Origin of the sequence: Bacillus sp. PS217 (assembly GCF_037963535.1) — a bacterium.
Taxonomy (GTDB): domain Bacteria; phylum Bacillota; class Bacilli; order Bacillales; family Bacillaceae; genus Bacillus; species Bacillus subtilis.
Window position 1 is genome coordinate 3,187,324 of record NZ_CP150157.1, and the last position, 26,932, is coordinate 3,214,255.

Annotated in this window: 28 protein-coding genes; 19 read left to right on the forward strand and 9 right to left on the reverse strand. The window is 43.0% G+C overall.

The window, feature by feature from the left end; genetic code table 11:
- The first annotated feature begins 8 nt into the window (after nt 1-8).
- On the forward strand, nt 9-1,295 hold the full coding sequence (gene kinB, locus NSQ83_RS16635; protein WP_003228853.1) for a sporulation sensor histidine kinase KinB: 1,287 nt from the start codon (nt 9-11) through the stop codon (nt 1,293-1,295).
- Nucleotides 1,296-1,340: 45 nt separating this feature from the next.
- The gene (gene kapB, locus NSQ83_RS16640) at nt 1,341-1,727 is read left to right on the forward strand and encodes a kinase-associated lipoprotein KapB (RefSeq protein ID WP_046381295.1); all 387 of its coding nucleotides are present in this window, start codon (nt 1,341-1,343) and stop codon (nt 1,725-1,727) included.
- A 26-nt stretch (nt 1,728-1,753) separates the two neighbouring features.
- On the opposite strand, the gene kapD is transcribed toward kapB, so the two are convergent.
- Nucleotides 1,754-2,371: a 3'-5' exonuclease KapD gene (gene kapD / locus NSQ83_RS16645; RefSeq protein WP_003228846.1), complete on the reverse strand. Its 618-nt coding sequence runs from the start codon at nt 2,369-2,371 to the stop codon at nt 1,754-1,756.
- 75 nt (nt 2,372-2,446) lie between these two features.
- Nucleotides 2,447-2,650, reverse strand: a complete 204-nt coding sequence (locus tag NSQ83_RS16650) for a hypothetical protein (protein ID WP_029318498.1) — start codon at nt 2,648-2,650, stop codon at nt 2,447-2,449.
- Between NSQ83_RS16650 and NSQ83_RS16655 the strand changes: the two genes are divergently transcribed.
- From NSQ83_RS16655 to NSQ83_RS16665, 3 genes are all read left to right on the forward strand, one after another.
- A complete protein-coding gene (locus NSQ83_RS16655) occupies nt 2,583-3,761 on the forward strand; it encodes a multidrug efflux MFS transporter (RefSeq protein WP_072173680.1) in 1,179 nt (392 codons plus the stop codon). The genes NSQ83_RS16650 and NSQ83_RS16655 overlap by 68 nt on opposite strands.
- A 92-nt stretch (nt 3,762-3,853) precedes the next feature.
- Nucleotides 3,854-5,728 (forward strand): transglycosylase domain-containing protein, encoded by a 1,875-nt coding sequence (locus tag NSQ83_RS16660; RefSeq protein WP_076457651.1) that lies wholly within the window; start codon nt 3,854-3,856, stop codon nt 5,726-5,728.
- Between the two features lie 20 nt (nt 5,729-5,748).
- Complete coding sequence (locus tag NSQ83_RS16665; protein WP_015384506.1) at nt 5,749-6,162, forward strand: thiol-disulfide oxidoreductase DCC family protein; 414 nt, start codon at nt 5,749-5,751, stop codon at nt 6,160-6,162.
- A gap of 202 nt (nt 6,163-6,364) precedes the next feature.
- On the opposite strand, the gene NSQ83_RS16670 is transcribed toward NSQ83_RS16665, so the two are convergent.
- Nucleotides 6,365-6,922 carry a YufK family protein gene (locus NSQ83_RS16670; protein ID WP_003228837.1) on the reverse strand — a complete coding sequence of 186 codons (558 nt, stop codon included), beginning with the start codon at nt 6,920-6,922 and terminating at the stop codon, nt 6,365-6,367.
- Nucleotides 6,923-7,099: 177 nt separating this feature from the next.
- Here NSQ83_RS16670 and maeL point away from each other — a divergent pair, with 177 nt between their 5' ends.
- The 7 genes from maeL (at nt 7,100) to maeN (ending at nt 16,061) form a co-directional block, all read left to right on the forward strand.
- Nucleotides 7,100-8,701, forward strand: a complete 1,602-nt coding sequence (maeL, locus tag NSQ83_RS16675; protein WP_015384507.1) for a two-component system sensor histidine kinase MaeL — start codon at nt 7,100-7,102, stop codon at nt 8,699-8,701.
- Nucleotides 8,694-9,401 (forward strand): two-component system response regulator MaeM, encoded by a 708-nt coding sequence (maeM, locus tag NSQ83_RS16680; protein ID WP_014477821.1) that lies wholly within the window; start codon nt 8,694-8,696, stop codon nt 9,399-9,401. Before maeL ends, maeM begins: the two co-directional genes overlap by 8 nt.
- 473 nt (nt 9,402-9,874) lie before the next feature.
- A complete protein-coding gene (gene nupN / locus NSQ83_RS16685; protein ID WP_204551361.1) occupies nt 9,875-10,954 on the forward strand; it encodes a BMP family protein in 1,080 nt (359 codons plus the stop codon).
- 74 nt (nt 10,955-11,028) lie between these two features.
- Nucleotides 11,029-12,561, forward strand: a complete 1,533-nt coding sequence (nupO, locus tag NSQ83_RS16690; protein WP_046663918.1) for a guanosine ABC transporter ATP-binding protein NupO — start codon at nt 11,029-11,031, stop codon at nt 12,559-12,561.
- Nucleotides 12,554-13,600, forward strand: a complete 1,047-nt coding sequence (gene nupP / locus NSQ83_RS16695; protein WP_029318495.1) for a guanosine ABC transporter permease NupP — start codon at nt 12,554-12,556, stop codon at nt 13,598-13,600. Before nupO ends, nupP begins: the two co-directional genes overlap by 8 nt.
- Nucleotides 13,601-14,560, forward strand: a complete 960-nt coding sequence (nupQ, locus tag NSQ83_RS16700) for a guanosine ABC transporter permease NupQ (RefSeq protein WP_046663919.1) — start codon at nt 13,601-13,603, stop codon at nt 14,558-14,560. It begins immediately after the preceding gene.
- A gap of 154 nt (nt 14,561-14,714) precedes the next feature.
- On the forward strand, nt 14,715-16,061 hold the full coding sequence (maeN, locus tag NSQ83_RS16705; RefSeq protein ID WP_003244241.1) for a sodium/malate symporter MaeN: 1,347 nt from the start codon (nt 14,715-14,717) through the stop codon (nt 16,059-16,061).
- Nucleotides 16,062-16,096: 35 nt separating this feature from the next.
- On the opposite strand, the gene NSQ83_RS16710 is transcribed toward maeN, so the two are convergent.
- Nucleotides 16,097-16,312, reverse strand: a complete 216-nt coding sequence (locus NSQ83_RS16710; protein ID WP_088467365.1) for a hypothetical protein — start codon at nt 16,310-16,312, stop codon at nt 16,097-16,099.
- Nucleotides 16,313-16,541: 229 nt separating this feature from the next.
- On the opposite strand from NSQ83_RS16710, the gene NSQ83_RS16715 reads away from it, so the two are divergent.
- The 7 genes from NSQ83_RS16715 to mnhG are packed head-to-tail and all read left to right on the forward strand — an operon-like array spanning nt 16,542 to nt 22,310.
- On the forward strand, nt 16,542-18,947 hold the full coding sequence (locus tag NSQ83_RS16715; RefSeq protein ID WP_339238686.1) for a Na+/H+ antiporter subunit A: 2,406 nt from the start codon (nt 16,542-16,544) through the stop codon (nt 18,945-18,947).
- Complete coding sequence (locus NSQ83_RS16720; protein ID WP_003228819.1) at nt 18,940-19,371, forward strand: Na(+)/H(+) antiporter subunit B; 432 nt, start codon at nt 18,940-18,942, stop codon at nt 19,369-19,371. The genes NSQ83_RS16715 and NSQ83_RS16720 overlap by 8 nt, the downstream gene beginning before the upstream one ends.
- Nucleotides 19,371-19,712, forward strand: coding sequence for a Na(+)/H(+) antiporter subunit C (locus NSQ83_RS16725; protein ID WP_003220730.1), 342 nt, complete (start codon nt 19,371-19,373; stop codon nt 19,710-19,712). The genes NSQ83_RS16720 and NSQ83_RS16725 overlap by 1 nt, the downstream gene beginning before the upstream one ends.
- Nucleotides 19,705-21,186, forward strand: coding sequence for a Na+/H+ antiporter subunit D (locus tag NSQ83_RS16730; RefSeq protein WP_204551362.1), 1,482 nt, complete (start codon nt 19,705-19,707; stop codon nt 21,184-21,186). The genes NSQ83_RS16725 and NSQ83_RS16730 overlap by 8 nt, the downstream gene beginning before the upstream one ends.
- Before the next feature lie 5 nt (nt 21,187-21,191).
- A complete protein-coding gene (locus tag NSQ83_RS16735) occupies nt 21,192-21,668 on the forward strand; it encodes a Na+/H+ antiporter subunit E (RefSeq protein ID WP_003228815.1) in 477 nt (158 codons plus the stop codon).
- Entirely contained in the window at nt 21,668-21,952 is a 285-nt protein-coding gene (locus NSQ83_RS16740) for a Na(+)/H(+) antiporter subunit F1 (protein ID WP_003228814.1), read from the forward strand. The genes NSQ83_RS16735 and NSQ83_RS16740 overlap by 1 nt, the downstream gene beginning before the upstream one ends.
- Complete coding sequence (gene mnhG, locus NSQ83_RS16745; protein WP_015714623.1) at nt 21,936-22,310, forward strand: monovalent cation/H(+) antiporter subunit G; 375 nt, start codon at nt 21,936-21,938, stop codon at nt 22,308-22,310. The genes NSQ83_RS16740 and mnhG overlap by 17 nt, the downstream gene beginning before the upstream one ends.
- 38 nt (nt 22,311-22,348) lie before the next feature.
- Here mnhG and NSQ83_RS16750 read toward each other — a convergent pair whose 3' ends face one another.
- From NSQ83_RS16750 to NSQ83_RS16770, 5 genes are all read right to left on the reverse strand, one after another.
- Complete coding sequence (locus tag NSQ83_RS16750) at nt 22,349-22,729, reverse strand: hotdog fold thioesterase (RefSeq protein WP_014477831.1); 381 nt, start codon at nt 22,727-22,729, stop codon at nt 22,349-22,351.
- Between the two features lie 18 nt (nt 22,730-22,747).
- A complete protein-coding gene (comA, locus tag NSQ83_RS16755; RefSeq protein ID WP_003220716.1) occupies nt 22,748-23,392 on the reverse strand; it encodes a two-component system response regulator ComA in 645 nt (214 codons plus the stop codon).
- A gap of 80 nt (nt 23,393-23,472) precedes the next feature.
- A complete protein-coding gene (locus NSQ83_RS16760; protein WP_077671126.1) occupies nt 23,473-25,785 on the reverse strand; it encodes a histidine kinase in 2,313 nt (770 codons plus the stop codon).
- Between the two features lie 15 nt (nt 25,786-25,800).
- Nucleotides 25,801-26,022: a competence pheromone ComX gene (gene comX / locus NSQ83_RS16765; RefSeq protein WP_014480704.1), complete on the reverse strand. Its 222-nt coding sequence runs from the start codon at nt 26,020-26,022 to the stop codon at nt 25,801-25,803.
- A gap of 1 nt (nt 26,023) precedes the next feature.
- A complete protein-coding gene (locus NSQ83_RS16770; protein WP_043858576.1) occupies nt 26,024-26,887 on the reverse strand; it encodes a polyprenyl synthetase family protein in 864 nt (287 codons plus the stop codon).
- Nucleotides 26,888-26,932 lie beyond the last annotated feature (45 nt).

Here is a 26,932-nt window from a genome sequence, read left to right on the forward strand (position 1 = left end):
TCACACGAATGGAAATTCTAAAAGACTATCTTCTGCACATCTGCTTTATTTTGTTTCCTATTCTTCTTTACCAAGTGTTTTGGCTTGGAAAACCTGCGATTCTTGTGCCAAAAATAAACAGCGGTTTGGTCACGCTCTTCGCCTGCGGCGCCTCCGTTTTATGCATTATTTTCCCGATTCATGAAATGGACTACATACAATACGGCCTTCAGATGATTCCCGTTATCATTTGTTTATTTTACATTAGTACCGCTTCCGGACTTACAGTCGCCGCATCTGTCCTATGTTTTGAACTGCTTTTTTACGAACCTTCCGCAATGTTTGTTTTCACTTTGCTGCCTTTTCTTATCATTATCCCAATCTTATTTCAGAAAAAATGGCCATTCATGTCCAAAGCGAAAAAACTGCTGCTGTCTTTATTGATCAGCTGCGTGGAGATTTTCCTATTTTTCGCCTCAAGCTGGATTCTTTCCGCCTTGAATATTTTAAATTTTCAAAAATCAGGAATTTTCGTTTACGAGGCGGCAGTCTCAGGGCTTTTCCGCTCCAGTGTTCTTCTATTAAGCATCTATATTATCGAAAGCATCGCCGAAAATATCGCCCTGCGTTCACAGCTTATCCATTCTGAAAAAATGACGATTGTGAGTGAACTGGCAGCGAGCGTCGCCCATGAGGTCAGGAATCCGCTGACAGTTGTCCGCGGGTTTGTCCAGCTGCTTTTTAATGACGAAACCTTACAAAACAAGTCGAGTGCGGATTACAAAAAGCTTGTACTGTCAGAGCTTGACCGGGCGCAAGGCATTATTACAAACTATCTCGATATGGCCAAACAGCAATTATACGAAAAAGAGGTTTTTGACCTATCTGCCCTTATCAAAGAGACAAGCTCCCTTATGGTGTCGTACGCCAATTACAAGTCAGTAACCGTCGAGGCTGAAACAGAACCGGACCTTTTGATATACGGAGACGCAACAAAGCTGAAGCAGGCTGTCATCAACCTGATGAAAAACAGTATTGAAGCGGTTCCTCACGGGAAGGGGATGATCCACATATCAGCCAAAAGAAACGGCCATACGATCATGATTAACATCACAGACAATGGGGTCGGGATGACAGACCATCAAATGCAAAAACTCGGCGAACCTTATTATTCCTTAAAAACGAACGGAACGGGACTCGGCCTCACCGTAACCTTTTCCATTATTGAACATCATCACGGGACCATTTCATTTAACAGCAGCTTCCAAAAAGGCACTACGGTGACCATTAAGCTTCCCGCTGATCTTCCTCACTAGCAAATCGATTGGAACTTTAATAGAATAAATGCGAGGTGATGACAGATGAGCACGTTTGAAACAGGCTCTATCGTTAAAGGATTTTACAAAACAGGTGTATACATAGGAGAAATCACGGCTTGCAGGCCGCAGCACTATTTAGTGAAAGTGAAAGCGGTTCTTACCCATCCCGCTCAAGGAGACCTTCATCATCCAAAACAGGCGGATGTGCCATTTTTTCATGAGAGAAAAGCGCTTGCATATGGTGAACAGACCAATATCCCCCACCATATGGTGAAGCCTTATGATGGTGAAGTGCCGGATTATACAAAATCTCTGCGGGAGGCGACAGCACAGCTGAGAGCCAAATTGAATGAGGATGGTTCGGAGTGGGCAAAGCGCTCCCTTCATAATCTGGACATTTTAGAAAAAGAATATTTTAACCGGCCATAACCCAGTCTGACAAAAGATTGGGTTTTTTACGTCGCGCGCTTCAACAGTTCGGTTAAATCGATTCTCTCGCCGATTGTGGGCGGTTTTGGCTTTTCGAGATACTGCTTATCCTGCTCAACAAGCTTAAAAAGTTTATATGCTGTAAGAGCATCATCAAGCGCTTTATGATGGGTGCCGGTTCCGGAATCTCCATACTCTTCGGCAGCTTTCCATAAACCCGTCAATGTCCGGTCTCCAAAAAAGTTTTTGTATTCAAGCGATAAATCTCTCATTTCTCCCTTAAACGGGAAAGGGATATGGTTAAACATACAGTTTTGCTTCAGCACTTTCATATCCATGTTTCCCCACGTAATAATTGTGCTGTTTTTCTCAGGATCCAGCTCGTTTAGTTTACGGATGAAATCCTCGAATCTCATTCCTTCGTCTACCTGTTTTTGGGTTATTTTTAAAAATGATTTGCAGCGTTTCGTAAGCTTCGGGAACTTTTTCGGTCTAACATAGCTAGAAAACGTCTCAACCACTTCATCATCAATCGACTTTACAATTCCGGCTTCAATGATTTCCGGGAAGAAGTTTTGAGGACTGTACTTTCCATCGGGCATTGTAAATTCGAAATCAATAATGAGTAAGCTGTTTGTCGTCACCTTTTTACACCTGCCTTTCCTCCGATCAGAAAATGCTATCTTTATAGTATATCAATTCCCCTTCTCGACATTTCTTCATTTTCTAAAAATAATGAATTTTCCCAGCCGCTTCGTTTCTTTTAAATTGTGAATCGTTTCTTTATAATTAGTAAGGAACCCGAAATAATAAGAAGGTGATGTTATATCTATCCGTAAGAAAAACTTTGTCATTGTGTGGCTGGCGAACTTTTTTGTCTCCGCTAGCACAACGATGATCGTTCCTTTTCTCTCCTTATACATTGAGACGCTCAGCTCTTTTTCAAACGGCTTTGTGCAAAGGTGGAGCGGCTATGTGTTCGGCATTACATTTCTCATGGCGTTTTTGGTATCCCCGTTTTGGGGACGGTTCGGAGACAAACGCGGATATAAGAAAATCCTTATGGCAACCGGAACAGGCATTGCCCTCAGCATTTTCTTCATGGGCTTTGTTACATCGGTGTACCAATTGTTTTTTCTGCGTATGGCAATGGGTCTTGTAACCGGATTCATCCCAACATCTCTTGCGATGATTTCGGCACAGACTCCGAAGAGCTCAGCCGGCAAAACGCTTGGCACGCTGCAAATGGGGCAAGTGTCCGGAAGCTTGTTCGGCCCGCTTTTGGGAGGCATGCTTGCTGATCGTTTCGGCTTTACGTATACCTTTTTTATCACATCCTTTGTGATTTTCTCGTCTGTTCTTCTCGTGTTATTTGGTGTCAAAGAAAAGCCTCTTGCAGAGAAAACAGCCAAACGTACGTCTTACTCGAGAAAAGAAGTGCTCTCCTATATTTTTCACCAGCCGGCGCTGTGGGTCATGATGCTGTTAACCATGCTGATTCAAACAGGCAATTTCAGTATCCAGCCCCTGCTCGCTTTATATGTAAATGAGCTGCACGGACCTGTCAATCTTGCCTTTTTCTCCGGCATGGCATTTTCAGCAACGGGGCTCGGAAGTTTGCTGCTGGCTAGAAAATGGGGTGATCTGGGCGACCGCTACGGCCACCGCCGCATTTTAATCGGACTTTTGCTCGCCGCCTCTTTCTTTTTTATTCCGCAGGCGCTCGCGTCCTCACTCAGCGTGCTCCTTGTTTTCAGATTTTTATTCGGAATGGCGATGGGCGGTTTGCTGCCATGCATTACGGCAGCGATCCGCGTTCAGGCTCCCGGCAGCATTCAAGGTGAAGTTCTCGGCTACAATGTCAGCTTTCGCTTTTTAGGAAACGTGCTCGGGCCTCTGCTCGGCGGAATCATATCGAGCCACTTTACCATTTCGGCCACCTTTTACGTCACGGCGTTTCTCTTTTTCGCCGGCGCCTGCATGCTTTGGATCATGCAGAAACTTCGGAAAGATTCTTATGCCAAAGCAAGCTGATTCCGAGAAAAAACTGAGGAATCTTCTAAATTTAACCTTCTCGTAATCTCAAAAGAATGGTACGATATGGCTAGAATTTAGGAGAAAAGAGAGTGACCATGTTACGAAAAATAATCGGATGGATTTTGCTCCTTTGCATAATCCCATTGTTTGCATTTACAGTTATCGCTTCCGGAAAAGAAGTAAAACAAATGAAGTCCCTGGATCAGGTGCTTGATAAAAATATTAATCTGAAAGATATCAGCCTTGTTCAGAACAGCTACATGTATGACAGGGACGGCTCCCTTGTCTCGGAAATCGTCAGCGACCACGAAAACCGTGTGCTCGTTCCATTTAACAAGATTCCCGAGGAAGTCAAACAGATTTTCTTAACATCTGAGGACCGCCATTTTTACGAGCATAAAGGCTTTGACTTTATGGGAATGGTGCGGGCTACTGCTTCTAACGTAAAAGACAAGAAAATTGACCAGGGTGCCAGCACCATCACACAGCAGCTTTCTAGAAACTTGTATTTGAGCCACGAACGCTCCTTCAGCCGCAAGCTGACAGAGCTCGCGTATTCCTATCAGCTGGAGAAAAAATATACGAAAAATGAAATTCTTGAAGCTTACTTAAATACCATTTATTTTAACAATGGTGTTTATGGCGTCGGTTCAGCGGCTGAATTCTATTTCAGCAAACCGCTGAAATCTCTCACAGTGGGAGAAATGGCTTTTATCTGTGCTATACCTAATAACCCTACATTATATGATCCTCTCAAGCATTTTGACTACACGAAAAGCCGTCAAGAACGTTTGCTTAAAGGGCTAAAAGATGCCGGGGTCATTACGGACAAAGAGCTGAAAAAAGCCGTAAAACAAAAAATCAAACTGGATGTTGAAAAAAGAGAAGACAAATATCCTGACTACGTTTCCTACGTCAATGATGAATTCACTCAGCTGGTGTCTGAATCAGAAGGCTTTGATAAACGCCTTCAAAAAGCATCAGGAAAACAAAAAGAAAAGATCGAAAACGAGCTGTCCGCAAGAGTCAGCACGCTGATGAAAGACGGTGTGAAAATTTATACTGCACTTGATCCGTATATGCAAAATCAAGTTGTGGCACAAATGAATTCCAAGCTCCCGTATGCGGACGTACAGGGCGGAGCGGCTGTGATTAATCACCAGACGCATCAAATCATCGCTCTATCCGGCGGGAAAAACTATCAAAAATATGACTTTAACCGCGCCTACCAGGCGTACAGGCAGCCGGGTTCATCCATTAAGCCGCTTCTTGATTACGGCCCTTATATTGAACAGACCGGCGCGACAACAAGCAGCACCATTGATGCCAGCAAGTTTTGCAGCAAAGACTACTGTCCGCAAAACTACAATAACCGCACTTACGGCACAGTGACGCTTGATACGGCGTTTAAAAATTCATATAATACCCCGGCTATTAGAATGCTCGACCGCGTCGGCATCCAAAAGGCATTCAGTTATATTGAGCCGTATCATTTTGCCAAACTTGTCGACAGTGACTATCTTCTTCCGGCGGCGCTTGGCGGATTTACAAACGGCATGACGCCTCTTGAGATGACAAAGGCTTATACGACATTCGGAAACAGCGGAAGCTATACGCCGAGCCATGCGATTACAAAGGTGACAGACCTTAAAGGAAAAACGCTTTATAAATGGAATGATAAAGCGACTCAAATATTCAGCGTCCGCACGAACATGCAGCTGAAAAAACTGATGTCTTCCGTTGTGAAAAGCGGAACAGGGAAAAAAGCATATTTCAATGCGCCTTACATCGGCGGTAAAACCGGAACATCAAATGATTATCACGATATGTGGTTTGTCGGCCTGACTGATACGTATACAATGGGTGTCTGGGTCGGAAAGGATACACCGACCAGCGTTGAATATCTTCACAGCATCAGCCCTCAGCTTTCCATCTGGAAAGGAACGCTGCAAGCGGCTTATTAAAGGATCGGAGGGGATATGGAGTGACTTCAGAACAAATTCCAAATCGCGTTTTGCTGTTTGACGGTGTCTGCAATTTATGCAATGGCGCCGTGCAGTTTATCATTAAACGTGATCCGGACGGATTGATTTCTTTCACATCGCTGCAGTCGGAAACAGGACAGAGCCTGCTGAAAAAAAGCGGGCTTCCGACTGATCGGTTTGACAGCTTTGTCTTTATTGAAGACGGCCAAGTGTACACAAAGTCAACTGCAGCCATTAAGGTTTTCAGGCATCTGCGAGGCCCATGGCGGCTCTTTGTCCTGTTTTTCGCAGTGCCGAAGCCTGTCAGAGATATGGTCTATTCTTTCATTGCCAACAACCGCTATAAGTGGTTTGGCAAAAAAAATGAATGTATGCTCCCCTCCCCTTCTATTAAAAAAAGATTTTTACCGTAAATAAAAAATGGCTAGGAAGCTAGCCATCACAGATTGTTGACAAAATCCTAAAACGGCTTCGTTTTAGGATTTTGTCATCTTTTCAGCGTGATTGAAAACTTTTGAAGTTGTGAAACGGCGGAAACCTGAGAATCTAGCCGCCGTTTTATTGCGTATAGAGCACGAAGCGCAAATCTGACCACCAAACGCTGAAATGGCTAGCTTACACAGGTAAGCTAGCCATTATGCTATTATAAAGCTTGATAAATATGAACAGAATACCGATAACAAAGGTAAACCAAAACAGCAGTTCCAATAGAATGAATCCGACTAATGACATGAGAGAAAGCGTCGAATAAATCCGGTACACGGTAAACACAAAGTAAGCGAGCGTGACGACCGCAAACCAGATCACAATCCAAATGACATTTTGCAAGAGCACAAAGGATAAAATCCCGCCGCCCAAATAAATCATGGAACCCATTCTGAGTTTTTTCAGGTTGTTCCCTTCCGGATCATTAGCAAAAAACAGCAATGACAGCTCGGTCACGGTATTTGCAATTAATTTCAGAGCGGACAGAACCATAAAATATAAAAGTGCAAAGGCAGCAAATAACGCAAGCCTGATTCCTTTCTCTGAAAAATAATCGAGCATTCCATCATACATTCCAAATGAAGACAGCATCTTCAACGCATAAAGTGAAGTTGAGATGGATAAGGACGAACTAAAAAGCAGGATCGCAATCAGCGGAAAATATCCTGTCAAATAAGTATTTTTCATATAAAAAAGTCCCTTTCTATAATCTACCTCATTTATTATGGAGGACTTAAAACACATTGACAAGATAAATTATTCCATTTTTTCTCCTTTTTACGAATTACGGTCCCAAATCTTCACAAAGCAGCATTTTGAGAGTAAAGTAGTACGCAGGAATCATAAAACGTAAGGAAGTTTTATATGAAAAAAACATTAAAACTGCAAACCAGACTCACCATATTTGTTTGTATCGTTGTATTAATCGCATTGCTCATTACGTTTTTTACAGTCGGTGCCCAAACCACCAAACGAATTAGAGATCAGGAAAAGGCCACTGCGCTGCAGACTGCTGAAATGGTAGCTGAAGCGCCGATGACAGCCGCTGCTTTAGAAAGCGGAAAAAAACAAAAGGAACTGCAGAGCTACACAAAGCGGGTTCAGAAAATTACCGGCACGGAATTTGTTGTCGTCATGGATATGAACGGTATCCGCAAAACCCATCCTGACCCGAGCAAAATCGGAAAAAAATTCAGAGGCGGTGATGAGTCCGAGGTATTAAAAGGGCATGTCCATATCAGCACAGCCTCTGGCACGCTCGGGAAATCGCAGAGAGCGTTCGTCCCTGTCTACGCGGAGAATGGGAAACAAGTCGGTGCAGTCGCGGTCGGCATCACCGTAAATGAAATTGATGAAGTGATCAGCCATAGCTTACGGCCGCTTTACTTTATTATTTGCGTCAGCATCTTCGTCGGTGTGATCGGAGCCGTTATCGTCGCCCGTACAGTGAAAAATATCATGTACGGACTTGAACCTTATGAAATTGCGACTCTGCTTGAAGAACGGAGCGCGATGCTGGAATCGACGAAGGAAGGAATACTCGCTGTCGATGAACATGGCAAAATTAAACTTGCCAACGCGGAAGCAAAACGCCTATTCGTCAAAATGGGCATCAACACAAATCCCATTGATCAGGATGTAGATGACATCTTGCCGAAAAGCCGCTTGAAAAAGGTCATTGAGACAAAAAAACCTCTTCAAGACAGAGACGTCCGCATTAACGGGCTGGAGCTTGTGTTTAATGAAGTTCCTATCCAGCTGAAAGGACAAACTGTCGGAGCGATTGCAACATTCCGCGACAAGACCGAGGTAAAACATTTAGCTGAACAGCTTTCCGGTGTTAAAATGTATGCAAACGCACTGAGAGCGCAGTCTCATGAATTTATGAACAAACTGCATGTGATATTAGGTCTCGTCCAGCTGAAAGAGTATGATGATCTTGGAGATTATATTAAAGATATTGCCATTCAGCAAAAATCAGAAACAAGTGAAATTATAAATGATGTCAAAAGCTCCGTACTGGCCGGTTTTCTGCTCGGAAAGCAAAGCTTTATACGTGAGCAGGGCGCAAATCTTGATATTGAATGCAACGGTGTCATCCCGAACGCGGCAGACCCTTCTGTCATCCATGAACTTATTACAATCATCGGAAATCTCATCAACAATGGCTTAGACGCCGTTGCCGATATGCCGAAAAAACAAATCACCATGTCCATGCGCTTCCATGACAGCATACTTGATATTGAAATTACCGATACTGGAGCAGGCATGTCTGAAGAAGACCAAGCCAAAGTATTTGAACAAGGCTATTCAACAAAGGGCAAAAACCGGGGATTCGGCCTTTATTTCACACAGCAAAGCATCGAAAATTTAAAAGGCCAAATGATCCTCACAAGCGAAAAGAATGAAGGAACGACATTCAGTATTCGCATCCCGTACGAACCGAAGGAGGAAAATCATGATTAATGTACTAATAGTTGAAGATGACCCCATGGTGGGTGAATTAAATAAACGATACTTAAGCCAAATAGATGGCTTTCAGCTGAAAGGCATCGCTTCTTCCTTTCAAAGCGCTCTGCACATTTTAGGCGAGCATCATATCGACCTCATTTTGCTTGATATTTATATGCCGGGAAAAAACGGGCTGGAACTGCTGACGGAATTGAGAGCCCAAAATGAAGCGGTTGACGTGATTGTCATCTCAGCGGCCAGCGAACTTGACGTGATCAAGAAAACACTTCGGTACGGAGCTGTTGATTATTTAATCAAACCGTTTGAATTTGAACGTTTCCAAACGGCTCTGTCTGATTACAGACGAAAACAAAAGGTGTATTCAACCCATCGCAACATGAGCCAAAAAGAACTGGACGCCGAGCTTTTTCAAAAGAAAGAAGCAACAGAAAAAGTGCAGCTTCCTAAAGGCCTGACAAAAAGCACGCTGAAGCTGATCTGGTCCAGTATCCAGTCATTTGAAAATGAATCTTTTACGACAGAAGACTTGGCAAAGCACACAGAAATCTCTCAAGTATCCATACGAAAATACTTAAAGTTTCTTGAAGATATACAGGTTCTGAATGTAGAAATGGCGTACGGAACGATCGGAAGACCTGTGTTTCAGTACAACGTCAACAACAGCAACCTTAACGGAATAAAGCAATATCTATAAGAAAACGCACTGCTTGCTTTGAGCAGTGCGTTTTTCCTGTCATATCTCTTGCCAAGATGCTTGATTCTATTGTTGATAAGTTATACAAGAATAACAAAGGGCCTTTCACATTTTTAAGCAAATAATTCTAAAAATAGATACTTTTTAAAAAATTATGCGAAATTCTATTTATTTCTTATTAGTTAAATGATAAATTATGATTGGTTAGTTGATCCCGAAAAACTAAGTCATAAGTCTTACTTCAGAAAACGATGTCACGGTTTTCCGCCCGGAACGCCTTCCGCATCCTTCTCTTTCCCGCCTTTCGAAGGAAATACTCACACCACGCTTATTCAGGGAAGAATAGAACTGTCTCAGCGCATTCCATTTGTTATTATCAGAAAATTTTATCGATTCTAAGAAATTGTTCAGGACAGCCCATCATATGACTGGCCGGATCAGCTTTGAACCAAATTTTTCTGGGGGGTTATATCTTGAATAAACGAAAAATCGGATTGGCGATGTCACTTGTGATCGCAGCAGGCACCATATTAGGAGCATGCGGAAACAGCGAAAAAAGCAGCGGCTCCGGCGAAGGCAAAAACAAATTCAGTGTGGCGATGGTTACTGACGTAGGCGGAGTGGATGACAAATCCTTCAACCAATCAGCCTGGGAAGGCATCCAAGCCTTTGGGAAAGAGAATGGGCTGAAAAAAGGCAAAAACGGTTACGACTATCTTCAATCCAAATCAGATGCAGACTATACAACGAACTTAAATAAATTGGCGCGTGAGAATTTTGACTTAATTTACGGCGTCGGCTACTTAATGGAGGATTCAATCAGCGAAATTGCTGACCAGCGCAAAAATACAAACTTTGCGATTATAGATGCTGTTGTCGATAAAGACAACGTCGCAAGTATTACGTTTAAAGAGCAGGAAGGCTCATTTCTCGTCGGAGTGGCCGCAGCCCTATCAAGCAAATCAGGAAAAATCGGCTTTGTAGGCGGCATGGAATCAGAGTTAATCAAAAAATTCGAGGTCGGCTTCCGTGCCGGCGTGCAAGCAGTTAACCCTAAAGCCGTTGTAGAAGTGAAATACGCAGGAGGTTTCGATAAAGCCGATGTCGGCAAAGCAACCGCCGAAAGCATGTATAAATCAGGCGTAGATGTTATTTATCACTCTGCGGGCGCCACTGGCACAGGCGTCTTTACTGAAGCGAAAAACCTGAAGAAAGAAGATCCAAAACGCGATGTCTGGGTCATCGGTGTCGATAAAGACCAATACGCAGAAGGCCAGGTAGAAGGAACAGATGATAACGTCACCCTCACTTCCATGGTGAAAAAAGTAGATACAGTCGTTGAAGATGTAACGAAAAAAGCGAGTGACGGAAAGTTCCCGGGCGGCGAAACACTTACCTACGGGCTGGATCAAGACGGAGTCGGCATTTCTCCATCTAAACAAAATCTATCGGATGATGTGATCGAAGCGGTCGATAAATGGAAGAAAAAAATCATCGACGGATTGGAAGTCCCGGCAACTGAGAAAGAGCTGAAAACCTTCAAAGCTGAATAAGAATCGCAGGGATAAGGAGGTCGAGCCCTTATCCCTTGTTTTCTTTTATTTTGAAATAAAGGAGCGGTCAATCAATGGAATATGTCATTGAAATGCTCAATATCCGCAAGGAGTTTCCAGGTATCGTCGCCAATGACAATATCAATCTTCAAGTCAAAAAAGGCGAAATACACGCGTTGCTCGGTGAAAATGGAGCGGGGAAATCAACATTGATGAATGTCCTTTTCGGGCTGTATCAGCCGGAGCGGGGTGAGATTCGGGTGCGCGGCGAGAAGGTGCACATCAACAGCCCGAACAAAGCGAATGACCTTGGAATTGGAATGGTGCACCAGCACTTTATGCTTGTTGACACCTTTACAGTTGCTGAAAATATTATTCTCGGGAAGGAGCCAAAGAAGTTTGGCAGAATTGACCGGAAGCGTGCTGGCCAAGAGGTGCAGGACATTTCCGATCGATACGGCCTGCAGATCCATCCTGAAGCAAAAGCAGCTGACATATCAGTCGGTATGCAGCAGCGCGCAGAAATATTAAAAACCCTCTACCGCGGTGCCGATATTCTGATTTTTGATGAACCGACGGCTGTTTTGACGCCTCATGAAATTAAGGAACTGATGCAAATTATGAAGAACCTAGTCAAAGAAGGGAAGTCCATCATCTTAATCACCCATAAGCTGAAAGAGATTATGGAGATTTGTGACCGCGTTACGGTTATCCGTAAAGGAAAAGGCATCAAAACCCTTGATGTCCGTGATACAAACCAAGACGAACTCGCCAGTCTAATGGTCGGCCGCGAGGTATCGTTCAAAACTGAAAAGAGAGCTGCTCAGCCGGGAGCGGAAGTGCTTGCGATTGACGGCATAACTGTAAAGGATACCCGCGGAATAGAGACAGTCAGAGATTTGTCTCTTTCTGTCAAAGCGGGAGAAATAGTCGGCATAGCAGGCGTCGACGGAAACGGGCAATCAGAGCTGATCGAAGCGGTGACAGGACTCCGCAAAACAGATTCAGGAACAATCACCTTAAACGGAAAACAGATCCAAAACCTGACGCCAAGAAAAATCACTGAATCCGGGATCGGGCATATTCCTCAGGATCGCCATAAACACGGTCTCGTCCTTGATTTTCCAATCGGAGAGAATATCCTGCTGCAAAGCTATTACAAAAAGCCGTATTCTGCATTGGGCGTTTTACATAAAGGCGAAATGTACAAAAAAGCACGCAGCCTGATCAGCGAGTACGATGTCAGAACGCCGGATGAATATACACACGCGCGGGCATTGTCAGGCGGAAACCAGCAAAAAGCGATTATCGGGCGGGAAGTAGACAGAAATCCTGATTTATTAAATGCCGCCCAGCCGACTCGCGGCCTTGATGTCGGAGCGATTGAATTTGTCCATAAAAAGCTCATTGAGCAGCGTGATGCCGGGAAAGCCGTTCTTCTCCTCTCGTTTGAGCTTGAAGAAATTATGAATCTCAGTGACAGAATCGCCGTTATTTTTGAAGGACGCATTATCGCCAGCGTTAATCCGCAGGACACCACTGAACAGGAGCTTGGTCTCTTGATGGCAGGAAGCACGCAAAAGGAAGCGGGGAAAGCAAATGGTTAAACGACTCTCTCATTTACTCGTGCCGCTCATCGCAATCATCCTTGGTCTTGCGGCCGGCGCGTTGATTATGCTTGTGAGCGGCTACAGTGTGGCCAGCGGATATTCGGCTTTGTGGAATGGGATATTCGGAGAAATCTATTATGTCGGTGAAACAATCCGGCAAATTACGCCTTATATTTTATCTGGATTGGCTGTCGCCTTTGCATTCCGAACCGGACTCTTTAATATCGGCGTCGAGGGCCAGCTGCTCGTCGGCTGGACAGCAGCGGTTTGGGTCGGTACGGCGTTTGACGGACCGGCATATATTCACTTGCCGCTCGCATTGATTACAGCGGCAGCTGCAGGAGGATTATGGGGGTTTATTCCCGGCATTTTGAAAGCGCGATTTTACGTTCATGAAGTCATTGTCACCATTATGATGAATTATATCGCGCTGCACATGACCAATTACATCATTTCAAACGTCTTGACAGATCATCAGGACAAGACGGGGAAAATTCACGAATCCGCCTCCCTCCGCTCTCCTTTTCTTGAACAGATCACCGATTACTCACGGCTGCATTTGGGAATCATCGTTGCCCTTCTCGCAGCAGTTATCATGTGGTTTATCATCAACAAAACTACAAAAGGATTTGAGCTCCGGGCGGTCGGGTTTAACCAGCACGCTTCCCAGTATGCCGGCATGAGCGTGCGGAAGAATATCATGACCTCCATGCTTATCTCCGGCGCTTTTGCAGGCCTTGCCGGAGCCATGGAGGGGCTAGGAACATTCGAATACGCCGCAGTGAAAGGCGCATTTACTGGCGTAGGCTTTGACGGTATCGCTGTCGCTCTTCTCGGGGGAAACACAGCCATCGGCGTTGTACTGGCAGCATGCCTGCTTGGCGGGCTGAAAATCGGCGCATTAAATATGCCGATTGAATCAGGCGTTCCATCAGAGGTCGTTGATATTGTGATTGCTATTATTATTCTGTTTGTGGCTTCAAGCTATGCGATTCGTTTCGTCATGGGCAAATTGAAGAAAAAGGGGGCGAACTAAGTGGACATTGTGCAGATTTTATCTATCGTTGTCCCTGCCACACTCGTCTATGCGGCCCCGCTTATTTTAACTGCTCTCGGCGGCGTGTTTTCCGAGAGATCAGGTGTGGTGAATATCGGCTTAGAAGGCCTCATGATTATCGGGGCGTTCACCAGCGTGCTATTTAATTTATTTTTTGGCCCGGAATTAGGTGCCGCCGCACCTTGGCTTTCGCTCCTTGCCGCCATGGCAGCAGGCGCCCTGTTTTCACTGATTCACGCGGCAGCGGCGATTTCGTTTCGCGCCGACCAGACAGTCAGCGGTGTCGCCATTAACATGCTGGCGCTTGGGGCAACTTTATTTATCGTCAAACTGATCTACGGCAAAGCGCAGACAGACAAAATTCCAGAGCCTTTTTATAAGACGAAAATCCCCGGTTTGGGCGATATTCCCGTCTTGGGAAAGATCTTCTTTTCGGATGTCTATTATACGTCTATTCTTGCAATAGCACTTGCCTTTATTTCCTGGTTTATCTTGTTCAAAACGCCGTTCGGCCTTCGTATCCGTTCTGTCGGAGAGCATCCGATGGCGGCCGATACGATGGGAATCAACGTATATAAAATGCGCTACATCGGCGTGATGATCAGCGGATTGTTCGGCGGTCTCGGCGGCGGCGTATATGCCTCTACAATTGCGCTTGATTTCACGCACTCTACCATCTCCGGGCAAGGCTTTATCGCCCTGGCAGCGCTTGTATTCGGAAAATGGCATCCGATCGGAGCACTGGGGGCCGCCCTGTTTTTCGGATTCGCCCAAAGCTTAAGCATCATTGGATCGCTGCTCCCTCTTTTTAAAGACATACCAAATGTGTATATGCTGATGGCTCCTTATGTCTTAACGATTCTCGCTTTAACCGGCTTTATCGGGCGGGCAGATGCGCCAAAAGCCAATGGCGTGCCTTATATTAAAGGAAAAAGATAAAACATTCTCCCCTGGGAAGACGATTCTCAGGGGTTTTTTTCTAATCCAAAAGACCCTCTTAATTTAATTGTTTATTAGTTTTTTAACTTAAAAAAATATGAAGTGTTAACGCTTTCTTGTAGACTGTAACAAACAATACATGGGGGTGTATGACATGGGAGCAATTCCAAAAACGGGGACAATTTCACCTGAGCAAAAAGACTCACAGGAGAAAAACCTGTTTCAAAAAATTTGGTCTTGGGAAATCGGTGTGATTCCTTTGCCTTTATACACAGTATTAGCTGTTATTATTATTCTTGCAGCCTATTACAATGAGCTGCCGGCAAATATGCTTGGCGGGTTTGCCATCATTATGATTCTTGGTGTGTTTCTCGGAGACATAGGCCAACGCATACCGATATTGAAGGATATTGGCGGCCCTGCTATTTTATCTTTGTTTGTTCCTTCATTTTTAGTCTTTTACAATGTACTGAATTCAACATCTTTAGACGCTGTAACCAACTTGATGAAAACGTCTAACTTCCTTTATTTCTATATCGCTTGCCTTGTTGTGGGAAGTATCCTCGGTATGAACAGAATTGTTTTAATACAGGGGTTTATCAGAATGTTCGTTCCACTGGTTGCAGGAACGATCGCGGCCGTTGCAGCCGGCATCCTTGTCGGATTTATTTTTGGCTATAGTGCCTATGATTCCTTTTTCTTTGTTGTTGTCCCGATTATTGCCGGGGGAATAGGCGAAGGAATTTTGCCGCTTTCAATCGCCTACTCACAAATACTGGGCTCATCTGCTGATGTATTTGTGTCTCAGCTGGTTCCAGCCGCAATTATAGGAAATGTTTTTGCTATCATATGTGCAGCCTTAATGAAAAAGCTTGGCGATAAGCGTCCAGATCTAAACGGGAACGGACGTCTCGTAAAATCTAAAAAAGCAAATGAGATTTTCAATCAAAAAGAAGCCGAAGCAAAAATTGATTTCAAATTAATGGGAGCAGGAGTTCTGCTCGCGTGTACATTCTTTATTTTTGGCGGGTTATTGGAGAAATTCATCTTCATCCCGGGCGCGATCTTAATGATTATTTCAGCTGCGGCTGTCAAGTATGCAAATATTCTCCCGAAAAAAATGGAAGAAGGCGCTTACCAGCTTTATAAGTTTATTTCTTCAAGCTTTACATGGCCGCTGATGGTCGGTCTCGGCATCCTCTTTATTCCGTTGGATGACGTAGCGTCTGTGATTTCTATTCCGTTTGTCATCATTTGTATTTCAGTTGTTATCGCGATGATTGGTTCTGGATATTTTGTAGGCAAGCTGATGAACATGTATCCGGTTGAATCCGCAATCGTTACCTGCTGCCACAGCGGCCTCGGCGGAACGGGTGATGTTGCCATTTTATCAGCATCAGGAAGAATGGGCCTTATGCCGTTTGCCCAAATTTCAACCCGTCTCGGCGGTGCAGGCACAGTTATTTGCGCGACAGTTTTGCTTCGTTTTTTCACTTCATAAACAGAAAGAGTTCCGTTTTATGCGGAACTCTTTTTTTATTTATTCACAATCCGAATATACTCTCGGGGACCAAACGGCAGATCCTTTGATTCCGTCTCACTCATTCTGGCTGACAGGTGGTGCTCCAGTAAATACAGCTCCCACTCATCACTAGCCGCCACACCGCTGCGCCCGTCATATTGATTCAACATGAATGTCCCTGCAAATACTGAGCAGAATAAACCTGAGCACATCACGACTTTTCTTTTCACATGACCAGCTCCTTTCCTTCAGCTTGATCAGGATTGATTTTAAATATACAAATAACCTCTTTTTTGTTAAACTTATTTCGAGGTCAAAAGAACTCATAAAACCCATTACAGCAGTTCGAAGCGTGGCAGCTTGCAGAAAAGTGCGATATAATTTGGACTAGGTCGTTTGACCGTATATTTCATACATAGCGCATTTTTCAATTGAGAACGAGAAAAGGAGGTCTTATCTTTGCAGCTCTTACATCTTGCTATTTTATCGCCTTTTTTATTTGCTTTTATCATTCCCTTCTTGGCAAAATACGCAAAAAGAGTGCATACGGGCTGGTTTGTGTTGATCCTGCCCGTCTTGCTGTTTATATACTTTCTCCCAATGATCAGGATGACACAATCTGGAGAAACACTTCGATCGGTATTAGAGTGGATTCCGTCACTCGGCATTAACTTTACCGTTTATATAGACGGCCTCGGGTTATTATTCGCTTTACTGATCACAGGCATTGGCTCTTTGGTCACTCTTTACAGCATTTTTTATTTATCGAAAGAAAAAGAACAGCTTGGGCCCTTTTATGTCTACTTATTGATGTTCATGGGCGCCATGCTCGGCGTCGTTCTAGTAGACAATGTCATGGTTCTCTACATGTTCTGGGAGCTTACAAGCCTTTCATCCTTTTTGCTGATCGGCTATTGGTATAAGCGGGAAAAGTCGCGCTATGGCGCAGCCAAATCACTTTTGATTACGGTCAGCGGCGGGCTGTGCATGCTCGGCGGATTTATTCTCCTTTATTTGATAACGGATTCCTTCAGTATTAGAGAGATGGTTCATCAGGTTCAATTAATTGCCGGCCACGAATTGTTTATCCCGGCTATGATTCTCATTTTATTAGGGGCTTTTACGAAATCAGCGCAATTTCCTTTTTACATCTGGCTCCCTGACGCGATGGAAGCTCCGACGCCTGTCAGCGCTTATCTCCATTCAGCTACTATGGTAAAAGCCGGCATTTATGTGATTGCGAGATTCAGTCCTATTTTCGCCTTTTCAGCTCAGTGGTTTTGGATCGTGTCCCTCGTTGGCCTCTTTACGATGGTTTGGGGTTCATTCCATGCCGTGAAACAAACTGATTTAAAATCGATTTTGGCGTTTTCAACCGTCAGCCAGCTCGGCATGATCATCTCCATGCTCGGAGTCAGTGCTGCGGCCCTTCATTACGGCCATACAGAATATTATACAGTTGCCGCTATGGCTGCCATTTTCCATTTAATCAACCACGCAACCTTTAAAGGAAGCTTGTTTATGGCAGTCGGGATTATCGATCACGAAACAGGCACACGGGATATCCGGAAGCTAGGCGGCCTGATGGCGATTATGCCGATTACATTTACCATTTCCTTAATCGGGACATTTTCAATGGCCGGCTTACCGCCGTTTAACGGATTTTTGAGTAAAGAAATGTTTTTCACAAGCATGCTTCGCGTGACACATTTTGACCTGTTCAACGTGCAGACATGGGGCGTTCTGTTCCCTCTTTTCGCCTGGATCGGAAGTGTATTTACGTTTATCTACAGCATGAAATTGCTGTTTAAAACATTCAGAGGAAATTACCAGCCTGAACAGCTTGAAAAACAGGCTCACGAAGCGCCTGTCGGCATGCTCGTACCACCGGTCATTCTTGTCGCTTTGGCTGTCAGTCTCTTCTTTTTCCCGAATATATTGTCGTACAGCCTGATAGAGCCTGCGATGAACTCAATCTATCCGACACTGCTTGCCGGCCATGAGAAATTCCACGTTCACATTTCACAGTGGCATGGGGTTACAACGGAATTGCTCATGACTGCGGGTATTGTTGTGATCGGAACAATTGGTTATTTGTCGCTGAATAAGTGGAAGGGAATCTATAAACTGTTTCCTTCGAAACTCACACTCAACCGGTTATACGATAAGCTTTTGACTCTGATGGAGAAAGGCTCTTACCGGATCACAAAACAATATATGACCGGGTTTTTAAGAGATTATTTGCTGTATATCTTCGCTGGTTTCATCATTCTGATAGGCGGAGCTTTTGCCATTAAAGGCGGATTTTCATTTAAAACGGAAGGCATGGCTAAAATCGGTGTATACGAAATCATTTTGATGCTTGTCATGATCAGCGCCACAGTGGCGACTGTTTTTGCTAGGTCAAGACTGACGGCGATCATTGCACTCGGCGTTGTCGGTTATACGCTTGCATTGTTTTTTGTCATTTTCAGAGCGCCGGACTTGGCATTGACTCAGCTCGTCATTGAAACGATTTCTGTGGCACTGTTTCTGCTTTGCTTCTACCATTTGCCGAAACTGAGGCTGAAAACAAAAACGAGAACGTTCCGGATGACGAATTTTATCATTTCTTTAGGCGTCGGTGTTATCGTTACTCTGCTCGGCATCGCATCCTCAAGCCAGCGGACAAAAGACAGCATTGCGTCCTTCTTTGTCAAACACAGCCACGATCTCGGCGGAGGGGATAATGTCGTCAATGTCATTCTCGTTGATTTCAGGGGATTTGATACAATGTTTGAGATTACGGTATTAACGATAGCCGCTCTCGGCATTTACAGCATGATTAAAACAAAAGTAAAAGAGGAGGGGAAAAGCGGTGAATGAACAAAAAACAAATGACTTGATTCTTCAAACTGCGACAAAGCTTGTATCCTTTATCATTTTGCTTTTCTCTTTCTATTTATTTTTATCAGGGCATAACGCGCCCGGAGGAGGCTTTGTCGGCGGACTGATCACGTCCTCTTCCATCGTTCTCTTGCTCTTGGCGTATGATTTAAAAACCGTGCGTTCCCTTTTGCCGGTCAATTTCATTTATGTCGCGGGAGCCGGCCTTCTGCTCGCTGTATTAACAGGCGTTGGCTCCTTTGTCTTCGGGGCTCCTTTTTTAACCCACACATTCGGATACTTTCAGCTGCCGATCCTTGGGAAAACGGAGCTCGCCACAGCGACGATATTTGATTTAGGCGTTTATCTTGTTGTCGTAGGCATAACGATGACCATTATTCAAACGATTGGAGAGGAAGAATAATGGAAATCTTAATGGCTGTATTAGCCGGTATTATTTTTATGGCTGCCACATATTTGCTGCTGTCTAAAAGCCTGCTTCGCGTCATTATCGGAACAGCACTGTTAAGCCATGGCGTTCATTTAATGCTTTTGACTATGGGAGGATTAAAGAAAGGCGCCGCTCCGATTTTGAGCGAGCATGCCAAATCATTTGTCGATCCGCTTCCGCAAGCCCTGATTTTGACCGCAATTGTCATTTCTTTTGGCGTTACGTCATTCATCCTCGTCATGGCCTTTCGCGCTTATCAGGAATTGAAATCGGACGATATGGATCAAATGAGGGGAAATGATCAACATGAATAATTTTGTTATTTTGCCAATCCTGATCCCGCTTTTGTCGGCTATTCTTCTGATTTTCATGACGAAGAATCTTATGCTCATGAGAATCTTCAGCACGGCGGCATCGGCCATCGGGATTGTGATTAGCGGCATACTTGTACAGACTGTCTTCACAAAAGGCATCCAGACACTCAGCCTAGGCGGATGGAAAGCGCCGTACGGCATTGTGCTTGCCGCAGACCAATTCGCCAGCCTTCTCGTTCTCACAACAGCGGTCATCGGTTTATTGGTTGGGCTTTATTCCTTCCGTTCTGTCGGTGAAAAACGGGAGCGCTCCTTTTACTACTCCGGCGTTCAGTTCTTGCTTGCCGGCGTCAGCGGAGCGTTTTTAACAGGCGATTTATTTAATATGTACGTATTTTTTGAGCTTCTGCTTATTGCTTCCTATATGCTGATTGTATTAGGCGGCACAAAAATTCAGCTGCGGGAATCCCTTAAATATATTGTGTTTAATATCGTGTCGTCTGCCCTGTTTGTCATAGGGGTCGGCTTTTTATACGCTGTAACCGGCACGTTAAACATGGCGGATCTTAGCGTGAAAATCAGCGAAACAGGACAAACCGGGCTGATCACTGTGATTGGTGTCCTGCTGCTTTTGGTATTTGGCATGAAGGGCGGAATCTTCCCCCTCTACTTTTGGCTTCCAGGCTCTTATTACGCGCCACCGGCGGCAATCTCCGCGTTGTTCGGCGCTTTGCTGACAAAAGTCGGGTTATATGCGATTACGAGGGTTTTCACATTGATTTTTATTCACGATACTGCCTTTACCCATCAGCTGATGATTTGGCTGGCGGCGCTGACTGTGATTTTCGGTGTGATCGGTTCACTCGCTTATTCGAATGTCATGAAAATTGTGATCTATAACATTATTACCGCTGTCGGCGTGATTTTGTTCGGTGTGGCAGTACACACCCCCGCATCCATTCAGGGCGCGATCTACTATCTAATTCACGATATGCTGATTAAGGGCGCTTTGTTTATGCTGGCAGGTACGCTGATCGCATTGACTGGAACCGCGAGCCTGCATAAAATGGGCGGGCTGATCAAACGCTATCCTGTTCTTGGATGGATGTTTTTCATTTCCGCTATTTCTCTTGCAGGCATTCCGCCACTGAGCGGATTTGTCGGCAAATTTAAAATTGCGGAGGGCGGCTTCGCAGAAGGTGAATTTACGATATCCATGCTGATTCTGCTTTCGAGTCTGCTCGTACTGTACTCTGTGCTGAGGGTCTTTATACATGCGTTTTGGGGCGAAGAAAAAGAAACGCCAAAACCAAATCATCGAACAGCTAAAGGACTTCTTTATCCGGCAGCTATTTTTCTCTTGCTGTCTCTTCTCTTCGGGTTGGGTACAGAATGGGTGTCGCCTTACGTTGATCAAGCGGCCGAGACGCTGCTGAATCCGGAAAAATATATCGAAGCTGTTCTGAAGGAGTAGATCGCATGGCATTTCAAATTTTATTAAATGTGTTTCTCGCTTTTTGCTGGATGTTCTTAAGCAACAGTCCAAGCGCCGCAGGATTCATTACAGGCTATATTCTGGGCATGCTCTCTCTCTTTTTCTTCCGGCGCTTTTTCACTCGCCAGTTTTATCTATGGAAATTGATTTCTATCATCAAGCTCTGTTTCATTTTTATAAAGGAACTGTACCTTGCCAATGTCAGTGTTATGAAATCAGTCTTATCTCCAAAACTGAATATCAGACCGGGCATTTTTGCTTTTAAAACTGAACTGACGAAGGACTGGGAAATCACCCTGCTTTCTCTGCTCATTACATTAACGCCGGGAACCTTGGTGATGGATATTTCAGATGACAGAACAATACTTTATATTCATGCAATGGATATCGAGGATGCGGAAAAAGCGATTTTTGACATTCGGGAGTCATTTGAAAAAGCCATACAGGAGGTGAGCCGGTGATGTTTACGCTGATCCTGCAAATCGCGCTCGGCATTATGGCAGTGTCTACCTTTTTGTATGTCATTCGTGTCATTAAAGGTCCGACTGTGCCTGACCGGGTCGTGGCTCTGGATGCAATCGGCATCAATCTGATCGCAATCACGGCGCTTGTCTCCATTTTGCTGAAAACAAGTGCGTTTTTGGATATTATTTTGTTGCTGGGGATTTTATCGTTTATCGGAACGATCGCATTTTCCAAGTTCCTGGAGAAAGGAGAGATTATCGAAAATGATCGAAATCGCTAAGGTTGTTGTGGCTGTATTCATTTTGCTGGGTGCTCTTATATGCCTCATTGCGTCATTTGGCGTACTTCGCCTTCCCGATGTGTTTACACGCGCTCATGCTGCTTCTAAAGGCTCAACATTAGGTGTCAATATGATTCTGCTCGGTGTCTTCTTCTATTTGTGGTTTGTGACGGGGGAGCTCTCCGCTAAAATCCTGCTTGGGATTCTCTTTATCTTTATTACGTCGCCGATCGGCGGGCACTTGATCTGCCGTGCTGCGTATAACTCCGGCGTCAAGCTTGATGAGAGAAGCGTACAGGATGACTATAACGGAATCAGAAACTTTGTGATTAAACGAAAAGAGGATTCTTATTTATAAAAATAAGCAGCCGGACAGGCAGAGTTCCGGCTGTTTTTTTATTTCTTGATGACAGCCAGCGTGCACCTGGATATACAGATCAGCCTCTCTTGCTCGTCATATATGTGAATGTGATAGACAATCGTCGTTCTGCCGATATGAACGGGCTCGGCTACCGCCTTTACCGTTCCTTCCTTTACAGATTTTAAATGGTTGGCGTTAATCTCCAAGCCGACACAAGCCTGTGTTGAATGATCAATCAAGTTCTGTGCACCTGCGCTCGCTGCTGTTTCCGCCAGGGCCACTGAAGCGCCCCCATGCAAATATCCGAATGGCTGAACTGTCCGATGATCCACCGGCATGACCGCAACGCATCGTTCCGCTGTGTTTTCAACAATCTCTATACCAAGCGCTTCAAGCAATGTGTGTTTCGTATCCATCATCTACACCCCCAACATTTAAAGTACACCGTCTGATTTCGCAATCAAAACCGCTTCCGTCCGTGAACCGACATTCAGCTTATTGAAAATCGATGTCAAGCTGTATTCAATGGACCGCTTGCTTAAATGAAGGGCATCTGCGATTTCTTGGTTTGTAAATCCCTTTTCAACTTCTTGAAGAATCAGGCATTCTCTAGGTGTGAGCACATCTTGTTCTTTTTGAGAGGAAGGAGCCGGCTTTGTTTTTTGCTGAGTCATCAGCTGTTTAAAGTAAGCAAAATCAACTAAAATTTCTCCGTTGAGTACGTGGTATATGTATTGGGTGATCTTTTCTTTAGATTCCGTTTTGCTGATGGCACCGTGCAGACCCGCACGAATCGCTTCCTCGAAATAATCCTCGACCTCATAACCGGTATACACGATAATTTTACAATGAGGATTCTCTTGTAAAATCTGTTTAGAAAGCTCCATCCCATTGACCTCGCCGCCTAAATTCAGATCCATTAAAATGAGATCATATGACGAGAAATCATGCTGCTTGATAAACTGTTCGCTCGGTTCAGGACTGAGACAATCAACAGACAAATTCGAATCCGTTTCCAAAATTGTCTTGGTGCCTTCCATGACAGCCGGATGGTCATCAATCACTAGTATCTTTTTCATGTTTTCCTCCCTTTTACTCACTCTTTTCCATTTTATAAAAAAGACTTGGCCTGTGCCAAGTCGTTTCCGTTATAAATCCATTACAATTCGATTTCAATATCAGCCTTAAAGCCCTTTCCTTCACTTGTTTCAATCCGAAGGCGCCCATCTAAAGCCCTGACTCTCTCCTTAATGCCAGAAAGCCCCATGCTCATGGAATGCTCAGTATTCTTTTCCTGATCAAACCCAACGCCATCGTCCTCATAATGAAGAACGATTTTGTTTTGAATACTGATGAGCATAATCAGCACATCCGTCGCCTGAGAGTGCTTGACCGCATTAGACAGAAACTCTTGAATGATCCGGTACAAATTCAGCTGCGAATCCAGATCAAGGGAAGCCGTAAATCTCCCGGTATTTAAACGAATGTGAAACGGAACCCGCTCCTGCTGCTGCGCCACCAGCTTCGACAGCGCCTTCACTAATCCAAGATCATACAGAAGCTGCGGCCGCAGCTCATGACACGTCTCCCTCGTCATCGAAATCACATCAGACATCTGCTCATTCATCTGTACAAGCTTGTCCTGCACCTCTTCACGGCACGGATTATCACCCTTCTTAAAATCACCCAAAAACAGCTCACACTGGCGTTTTAAGGAAATCAAATCCTGAAGAACCGAATCGTGGAGATCGCGGGCGAGATCAGAGCGTTGTTTTTCCTCGATCGTATACATAAGTTTTTTGAGCCATACGGGGTTGGATTCTTGTTGTTTTAAATCCTCAAGATGCACCATCAATTCCTCTATTTTCATCACGTTTTCCAATGAAACATTTGTATAAAACGCTAATGTTTGAAGCCATGCAATTTCATCTCTTGTTAATTTAAAAGTATTATAACTTGAGAAACAGAGTACTAAAAATGATTTGTCTCCTCGTTCACCTATTTTAATAATAAAACCTTGTTTAAACTCTTTAATTTTGCCGATATCACCAGTAAAATTTTTCACATATTGCTCATGATTTTTATAAGTGAGATCTTTAAAGTTATTCTTGCTAAGGAGAGTAATTTCTCCTTTTGAATTATCATACACACAAGCATTATCTATATTTAATACATCTAAGATTGTATTCTTAAAGTGATTAAGTACTTGATCTACTGATGATGCTTGCTTTATTAATTGAGTAAATTTAAAAATCCCATCTTGATAATTAAATTTTTCAGTAAATCTTTTTAACTTGAAACGAAAGTCAATAATCTCTTTAAAGTAAAAAACGGCAAACATAAGCACATATATTGCAATTGTTAGTTTAACTAAATAAAAGATATCCTTTGGTTGCTGAATGTAATTAAAGATGGTCACTACGATAATAGTAGGTGTAATGGCTAAAAAACCGTAGTACTTAAGCCGCCCCACAACAAAGTCGATATTATAAAGTCTATTAGTCATAAATTGATATACTAAAGAAAAAGGTATAACAAGTGTAAAAGCAGCCAAACTAAAAGGTGAGACATACTTCTCCAAAAACACATATGGAACAGCAAAAAAGACAATAAACGGACTGAAAGAAAAGATATTTGTATAAGCAAGGACTTTCAAAATTGACTTTTGCTCTTTTTGTTTAAATTTTCTTATCCCTTTATGGATAAGAATCGATACAGTAAGAACTAGGACAAAAAATGAAATCAAATTCAGATTAGACAAAAAAGCCGAAGATTTTAATCTATTACTCAGAACGTCCTCTAATAAAAGATTTATTAGCGGGAGCATATACATAATGATTAAAATCTTCTTTTCGAATAACTTTGTTCCTAATTCTATAAAGTATTTATATATAAAATGAATATATAACACCGGACAGCTGACTAAAGTAAGAACAAGCAGGTAAGTGCTTATCTCTTCACCTCTTCTTGCCCCGCATGCACTTACATACGCTACTGATACAAATAACAAAAATAATATTAAAATATAAGCAGAAGTTGATTTTCTTACTTTATTTATTCTATAAATAAAAAATATACAAAATAAACAGATTGAATAAGATATTACAGGAATGAGATACATAAATAAATTTTCTTCACTGATTAGGCTTACATTTTGTAAATGAAATGATTTATTATCTCTCTCAACAATTAAACTTTCTACATTGACCAATCTTCCACTTTTTAATTGAATATCACTGCCTTTCTCCCCATTTACTTCAAGAATGATATCTCCCTTTTTCACACCTGAATAATATTCATCTGTATAATCTAAAACATTAGTGACCTCTAACTTACCCTGTTCATTTATCTTTACATCCGCACCTACGAAGATGTTAAAAGCAAAGCTATACGAGAGGTATATAACATAAATAAAACTTAAAATGATAAAAACTAGAGACAAATATTTATAGACGTTAATATATCTGTACATCACATCATCCCGTAATTAAATCAAACTTTTTCTTTTATCATCCTCAAAAAAATTACTAATAGCTTCTATTGGAGGCCACTTGCTTGTTCTTGGCACCTCTCCTTGTTCAAACGCGTATAATATTGCTTTCTTTTCTTTTTCATTTATATTTAGCAAGGTTAAGTTCCCATTCTTAAATTGATCAAACGCTTCCGGGTTGTTTACTAGATGGCTAATGATTTTATCAATATGTTTCAAATTAAATCCCCCTTAATAATTGAATAAGTAATTTATTTTTTCTTTGTTCATCTAATCTCAGTTTTTTGAATGATTCCTTAAAATTTTCCACTGCTAAATTTTTTATAACATTCAAATATTGTATTACACCTGATTCTCTTAACTTTCCCTTCAAATCTTCCAAATTATTTATCATATGATTTTCTTGCGCATAAAAATTTAATAAGTCAATTGATGATTGGTTAAATTTATTTTTAAGATAATTGAAGGCAAGCGTATGTCTAGTTTTGAAGTCATTATTGTTAGGGTAATAAAGTCCATAGTGATCATTTGCAATTTGCTCGACTACACCTAAATAACGTGAATACTCCTCAACTGTTTCATTACATTCTCCAGTTGCCAGATATACACCAAGAATACTGGGCAATGTTACCAGAGAACCCGACTTAAGTTTAATCATTTCAATATACTCTGATTCTGATGAGGCTGTTAAATTCAAATCTACATGTTGTCCTTGTAAAGATTGGAGTGAATATTGCAAAGTAAGGCTTAAAAGTTTTGGATGATTTGAGACTGAACCTATTACCTGCAGACTTAATGTATAAAGTGCGGTAGCTGCGTTAGTTGCTATAGAAGGATCTAATTTCATCCAAGAAGCCTGAAGATTGTCCTTATCCTCAATATCGTCAAAAATGTCCGCAGATAAAATTAAAAGTTCTATACCTGACGCCAATAACTCAATTGCTTTGTCGTTTTTTCCATCAAATGCTATGTAATGGTAATAAGCCAGTTCTGCAAATGAAAATTGTTTTTTTTCTTCGATAAAAGAAATGAGCTTCACTTTTAAGTCCTCATTTAAAATATTTTCATCTACAATCTCCTTCATTTTCTCCTTGATCCGGACAGAATCTAAACATATCTGCTCAATAAC